Origin of the sequence: Pradoshia sp., assembly GCF_051873915.1 — a bacterium.
Classification (GTDB): Bacteria; Bacillota; Bacilli; order Bacillales; family Pradoshiaceae; genus Pradoshia.
The window spans coordinates 1-6,438 of the sequence record NZ_JBJEFJ010000164.1; the positions used below are offsets into that span (position 1 = coordinate 1).

6 protein-coding genes are annotated in these 6,438 nt (G+C 41.9%); 5 read left to right on the forward strand and 1 reads right to left on the reverse strand.

Annotated elements, in window-relative coordinates; translation table 11 throughout:
• The first annotated feature begins 92 nt into the window (after positions 1-92).
• The 4 genes from ACI35L_RS14445 to ACI35L_RS14460 all read left to right on the forward strand — a co-directional run bounded on the left by ACI35L_RS14445 (position 93) and on the right by ACI35L_RS14460 (position 3,315).
• The gene (locus tag ACI35L_RS14445; RefSeq protein ID WP_049672294.1) at positions 93-677 is read left to right on the forward strand and encodes a helix-turn-helix domain-containing protein; all 585 of its coding nucleotides are present in this window, start codon (positions 93-95) and stop codon (positions 675-677) included.
• Between the two features lie 150 nt (positions 678-827).
• Complete coding sequence (locus ACI35L_RS14450) at positions 828-1,160, forward strand: thioredoxin family protein (RefSeq protein ID WP_439803158.1); 333 nt, start codon at positions 828-830, stop codon at positions 1,158-1,160.
• A 270-nt stretch (positions 1,161-1,430) separates the two neighbouring features.
• Positions 1,431-2,291, forward strand: coding sequence for a DegV family protein (locus ACI35L_RS14455; protein WP_439803159.1), 861 nt, complete (start codon positions 1,431-1,433; stop codon positions 2,289-2,291).
• Positions 2,292-2,394: 103 nt separating this feature from the next.
• Positions 2,395-3,315, forward strand: a complete 921-nt coding sequence (locus tag ACI35L_RS14460) for a ketopantoate reductase family protein (RefSeq protein WP_439803160.1) — start codon at positions 2,395-2,397, stop codon at positions 3,313-3,315.
• A 57-nt stretch (positions 3,316-3,372) separates the two neighbouring features.
• Here ACI35L_RS14460 and ACI35L_RS14465 read toward each other — a convergent pair whose 3' ends face one another.
• A complete protein-coding gene (locus ACI35L_RS14465; protein WP_439803161.1) occupies positions 3,373-4,542 on the reverse strand; it encodes a hypothetical protein in 1,170 nt (389 codons plus the stop codon).
• Between the two features lie 227 nt (positions 4,543-4,769).
• On the opposite strand from ACI35L_RS14465, the gene ACI35L_RS14470 reads away from it, so the two are divergent.
• Positions 4,770-6,431, forward strand: coding sequence for a M4 family metallopeptidase (locus ACI35L_RS14470; RefSeq protein WP_439803162.1), 1,662 nt, complete (start codon positions 4,770-4,772; stop codon positions 6,429-6,431).
• Positions 6,432-6,438 lie beyond the last annotated feature (7 nt).

A 6,438-nucleotide genomic window follows, 5' to 3' on the forward strand; every position in this document is an offset into this window, starting at 1 on the left:
TGTTTAAAAGATCCTGCATACTGGACTCTACGGAAAGTTTGTTGCGGGAAGATAGCAAGCTCATTATGATGATTATATCTGGAGGTGAATCGATGGATGCCATAAAAATTGGCCAGTTGATTTTGAAACTAAGGAAAGAAAAAGGGATGACGCAAAAGGAGTTGGCAGATCGGATGCACTTATCCGATCGCACCATTTCGAAATGGGAACGCGGTCAAGGCTATCCGGACATATCCTTATTGCCAGAGCTATCGTCTCTCCTTGGTGTAAATATAGAAGATATCCTAGATGGAGATCTTGCTGCGAATGATTTTGTAGGAGGAAATATGAAAAAATCGAATTATCAAGTCTGTCCAACCTGTCATAATATTGTTCTATCAACCGGAAATGCTTCGATATCCTGCTGCGGGAGAAAGCTGGATCCATTAGTACCGAAGAAAGCGACAGAAGAGGAAAAGCTGAAGGTTTCCCAGGTGGAGGATGAATGGTTTATTTCAAGTGATCACCCAATGAAAAAAGACCATTACATTTCCTTTATCGCTTTTGCAACAGGCGACCAGGTGCAGATTATAAAGCAATACCCAGAATGGACTTTGCAAACTCGTCTGCCTAAACGGAAACATGGAACATTACTTTGGTACTGCACTCAGCATGGATTGTTTTATCAATTCATTTAAAGATAGCTGAAAAATCGTTATCAAAGAGATAAATACTAGTCTGCTCCCTTCACCCTCTTGATTCCTTAGGTCTGATGAAAGCATTAAATTTCAAATTCACCTATCGATACCGTTATAATACCGGTAAGGGTATTATAAGGAGCTGAGAGCATGAAGGAAATGAAAGAATTAACATCTCTGAACATGATAGAGGATTTTGTTCAAGAAAATCCGATGAGTTTCTTATATGTGTCAAGGCAGGAGTGCAGTGTCTGTCACGCTGTTTTGCCTAGGGTGAGAGAATTGCTTGATCATTTTCCAGATATTCGTTTAGGGCATATTGATGCAAATGCTGTGCCAGAGGTAGCAGCTGCCTATTCCATTTTCACAGTACCAGTGATTCTGTACTTTATAGAAGGGCAAGAGGTATTGCGGAAAGCAAGATTTATACATTTCGAGGAATTAGCAGAGCAGATAGAAAAAATATATGGTTTGAATCAATAAGAGGCTTGGTTCCTCAAATGAACCCTGGAAAGCAAATGCTTTTCGGGGTTTATGTATTTGCCAGTATATATAAATGCGAAATTTTTGCTATTTTGTCGATATCACACTAATATGTAGGTAAAAATAATAGATTTTTTCTATCTATTTATTGACTATGTTTTATAGTTGTAATACATTTATTATGTAGTAATTGATACTACATGTATATATATTTATAGAACTGGTCATGCCATTTCACAAATGCCGAATAATTTTAAAGGGGATTAGTCAATGAATCGAAATCAGCCGAGAATCGCTTGGATTACAGACACAACGTGTACCTTGAGTAAGGAGTATGTCGAGAAACATGAATTAAATATTATTCCGTTGCAAGTGGTTATTGATGGGGTTTCTTATAAAGAAACGATTGATATTACGGATGCGCAATTCTATGAACGAATGGCGACGGAATCTGTCAGCTTTCAATCATCTCAGCCATCGTTGGGTGAGTTTGTTGAACTATATGAGAAGCTGAAGGAAGAGTATGATTGTGGAATAGCATTTCATTGTTCTAGTAAACTTTCTGGTACGTTTTCCACATCGATGATGGCGGCAGAGCAGGTTGGTTTTAAGCTGTATGCGATTGATACTCGGACTGGGTCTTATCCCCATGCGTATTTGCTAATGAAAGGCATTGAGATGTTTAATCAGGGATATGGACCTGATGAAATCTATCTGCAAATCGAGAAAATGAAAACGAATACACGTCTATTTCTCATTCCTGCAAATCTTAATCAGCTCCACAAAAGCGGACGAGTATCCGGTAGTCAGCGTCTGATAGCGAATCTGCTTAGTATAAAGCCGATTCTATCTGTCGAATATGAGGGTGCAAAGATTAGAGATAAAGTGAGAACGGAAAAGAGGGCCATTAATTATATTTTGGACTTACTGCGTGAAGATATGAAAACCTCTAAGATTAGCAAAATCACAGTGATACATGCTGGTGATGAGGCTAATGCTCGTAAGCTTGAAAACTATATTAAAGAGCAGGAGGAATTCAGTTCCATTCCGACAGACCGAATGATTTTAGTGCCTGTGGCAGGCGTTCATACAGGAGTAGGGACCATCGGAGCCTCCTGGATATGTGAATAAATGAAATTCGTACAAGGCAGCTCTTTAAGGAGCTGTCTTTTTTGTCTGTTGTCAAATATGTTAAAATTTTCTTAAAGTGGAATGAGGGGGAGGCGGAGGAGAAATGGCTATTAAAAAGGTGTCAATCATTGGACTGGGAGCATTAGGGGTTTTATTCGGTCATCATTTATCAAAAAGAATGAGATCAGAGGATTTAAGAATTGTCGCTGATCAGGATCGCATTACGCGGTACGAGAAGGAGAAGGTTTATAGTAATGGGGAGCTTTGTGAATTCCATTACGTGACACCAGAGGAAGAGTGCGGACCAGCAGATCTAGTGATTTTTGCCGTTAAGTTTAATGGGCTGGAAGAAGCAATTCAATCGATGAAAAAGCATGTCGGTGAGGATACAATCATCATCTCATTGCTGAATGGGATTACAAGTGAGTCGATTATTGGCGAAGCATATGGAATGGATAAAGTGCTCTACTGTGTAGCACAAGGGATGGATGCTGTGAAGGTTGGAAATAAGCTGACCTATGACAATATGGGCATGCTCTGCTTTGGCTCGAAAGAACCTGGTGTTATCTCATCTAAAGCGGAGAAGCTTGCTGAATTTTTTGAGCAAATGGATGTAGCCTATGAAATAGAGACAGAGATGATGAAAAGGCAATGGGGGAAATTCATGCTCAATGTCGGCGTTAATCAAACGGTGGCGGTCTATCGGACGAATTATGGCGGTATCCAGCGAGAGGGAGAAGCGAGGGACACGATGATTACTGCGATGAGAGAGGTCATTGCCTTATCAGAGAAGGAAGGCATTGATTTGACAGAGGAGGACCTTCACTATTGGTTGAACATACTCGGGACATTAGGGCCGAATGGAAAGCCATCAATGGCACAGGATGCAGAGGCACACCGGCCTAGCGAGGTTGAATTATTTGCCGGTGCCGTCATTGCATTCGGCCGGAAACATCAAATTCCGACACCTGTGAACGAGGAGCTGTATGAGCGAATCAAGGGGATGGAGAAGCAGTATGTATAAACATAAAGAAGGCAGCAAGCCCATATTCATGGGCTGCTGCCTTTTTATTAGCTTTTCTTAAGGGAGTGTCATTTTCTGCTTTCGTGGGTTAGGCTTCATCAGCTCGACCTTAAAAAGCCTCGTAAGCATGACTGCGGCAAAACAGAAAAACCATATACTTTTACTGATTAAAAATGTAATGAAAAGTGTAATAAGCAGATTCTTTCCGTAATCAATGATTGCTAATAAGATGGCTACGTTAATTCCTCTAAAGATGGCGCCAATGAAGGCACCTGCAAAATAGGCGACTAATAGATATACCCATTGGAGGAGGACCTGCTTCATACTAAATCTTTCCCTGAAATAATAAAAAATGATTAATGGCAGCATCAAAGGAATGGGAAAGACAACCATCACATTATTATCGAAATGCTCATTGCTGTTGACAGGCCAGCCGGGTATGAATAGGAGGCTGCATAATAAGCAATAGATCAAGCTCATCCGATAGAAGAAGGCCCCATATTTATCGAGCCGCGCATATCTGCGTTGTCGTTTTTCCCTAATAGCGGCAGGTTCCCATCTACGTCCAGGACTATATTGTCTCTGAAAGGCCGTAAATGGCAGTACGAGCGGATCTCGATTATTCCAATCGTTTAACTCGGTTGTTGAAAAAATCTCATGTAAAACATAGGCATTATATGAAGAAAGGTCGTAATCCGTTGTTTGGATTGGTGTATCCGGAGAGAATTTATCCAGCATTTCTTCAAGCTGCTTTTTCGTTTCTACGCTTATGGATGAGTAGCCCTTCTTCCCATCTTCTGTCCACTCCCATACAAAACGGACTGTTATGTAATAATAGGGTTTACGCGCAATTTTAAAAGCGGAAGGGCCAATAATGATCCGCTCAATTTGATCATAAGAGAGAAAGTGTTCCTTCGTTTCTTGGCGGTCAAAATTGACGAAGTATTGATAAATTCCGTCCTCCTTCATTTCAATGCCATAATCCTCTCTCGGTATACGCGTAACCATTCGTATGAAGAAGATTCCTAGAATGAATAAGATGATTGCTCCAATCGACAGAGCAATCGCCCCTGCCGTAAACTCACTCACATAGGACAGGTAGGCAAACCAAAAAAGGAGGAAGGAAGCTAGAACAACGGTGCTTGTTGCCAAGTACATAACTATTCTTCCGGCCCAGTTCAGCCAAATTCGTCCTTTTTGAGTATGATGGATTTTTTTTAATGCCAAATGAACACAGCCTCCTATTATACTAATTGGCATAATTTTACCACAAAAATGGGGATATCTGGTCTTTTTGCTCTTGGATACTTAAAGCAGGAGGTCATCTATCTAGGCATGAAAACTAGTTATATTTAGCCAGTGGTCACAATTGGCAAATAATTCTAAATATTCATGATATTAATTCTATGTCATTTTATAATGAAAAAAATGCACTTTATTAGGGGGATGAGGGATTGAAGAAGAAATTGATTGTTCCTGTCATATTATCGTCGGCCATGTTGATGAGTTCGCTTCCAGTTGGCACTGTCTTTGCGGCGCCGGTTGACTCGCAGAAGGTGGTCAAGAATTGGAATGAAAAGGCGAGTGTTCCTCTATTCGTGAAAGAGCGTCATGCAGAGAGATTCTCCTCAAGCAATCCTGCCAATGCCCTTAAGTACTTAGAAAAGAACAAAGCAGAGACGGGAATAAGCAATCCGGATAAGAGCTTGAAAGTGAAGGATGTCCAGAAGGATGAGCTTGGGATGACGCATGTTCGATTCAATCAATCAATTAATGGCGTGAATGTTGAAGGGTCTGAAGTAATTGTCCATTTCAATGAGGAGAATGAAGTCGTTTCCGTTAATGGACGGACAAATCAAACACTCGCTAGTACCACTGTAGATACGAAAGCCTCCATCAGCAGTGATGCAGCTATTAAGGCTGCCAAGTCTTCTGTAAATGCCTCTAAAGAGCTTACATATGAACCAACCTCAGAGCTCGTTGTTTATCCATTCGAGGGAAAAAACTATACAGCCTATAAGGTCAATGTGAATTTCATGGGAGAAGAGCCTGGCAACTGGTATGTCTTCGTGGATGCCAAATCTGGAGAAATCATTGATCAATATAATGCGTTAATGCATGCGGATGAAAATAAAACGCAGAAAGGTACCGGGCTTGGTGTACATGGGGAACACAGAGAGCTGCACATCACTCGCGTGAAGGAGCCGAATTCCGGAACAAAGTTTGCACTGGCAGATTATGCGCATGCCAATCTGGAGGGTATCGAGACCTATGATGCCAAGAATGATAATACAGCCAGCAATGATACGCTTTATGTCGGAAACTCCGCCTCCTTTAAAAGCGATTATGACCGCGCAGCTGTTGATGCTCATTATAATTCTGAAAAAGTGTACGAGTATTTCTTGAAGGAGCATGGCCGTAATTCTCTTGATGGGGAAGGAATGGCCATTATCTCCAAAGTCCATTATGGCACGAATTACAATAACGCCTCCTGGAACGGGCGCTGGATGACCTATGGCGATGGGGATGGCGAATTCATGATTTCCCTATCAGCAGGACTTGATGTCGCGGCCCATGAGATGACCCACGGTGTCATCAGCCATTCAGCTAACTTGGTGTACCGCAATCAATCTGGCGCACTGAACGAGTCATTTGCAGATGTATTCGGTGCACTCGTGGATGATAGCGATTGGGAAATGGGCGAGGATATTATGGCGCCAGCTGCTAAAGCAGATGGATTTACGGTCCTTCGCAGCCTCCGTGATCCGAACAGCGTCGTTGTCAGCAATGAGCAAAGACGTGCGTACAGCACGAATGGCGGAGTTTATCCAGACCATATGGATGAATTCTATCATATGCCGACATCCGTTGACGGAGGGGGAGTACACGTCAATTCCTCTATCACCAACCATGCCGCATATCTAATCGCGCAAGATATCGGACGTGAGAAGCTAGGGAAAATCTACTACCGTGCATTGACTGTCTACCTAACGCCAAACTCTAATTTCAGCGATGCACGCCAAGCCGTTGTTCAATCAGCGATTGATTTGTATGGAGCGGGAAGTGCGGAAACAGCTGCTGCTAATGCAGGATTTGATTCGGTGGGAATCTATTAATTAATGT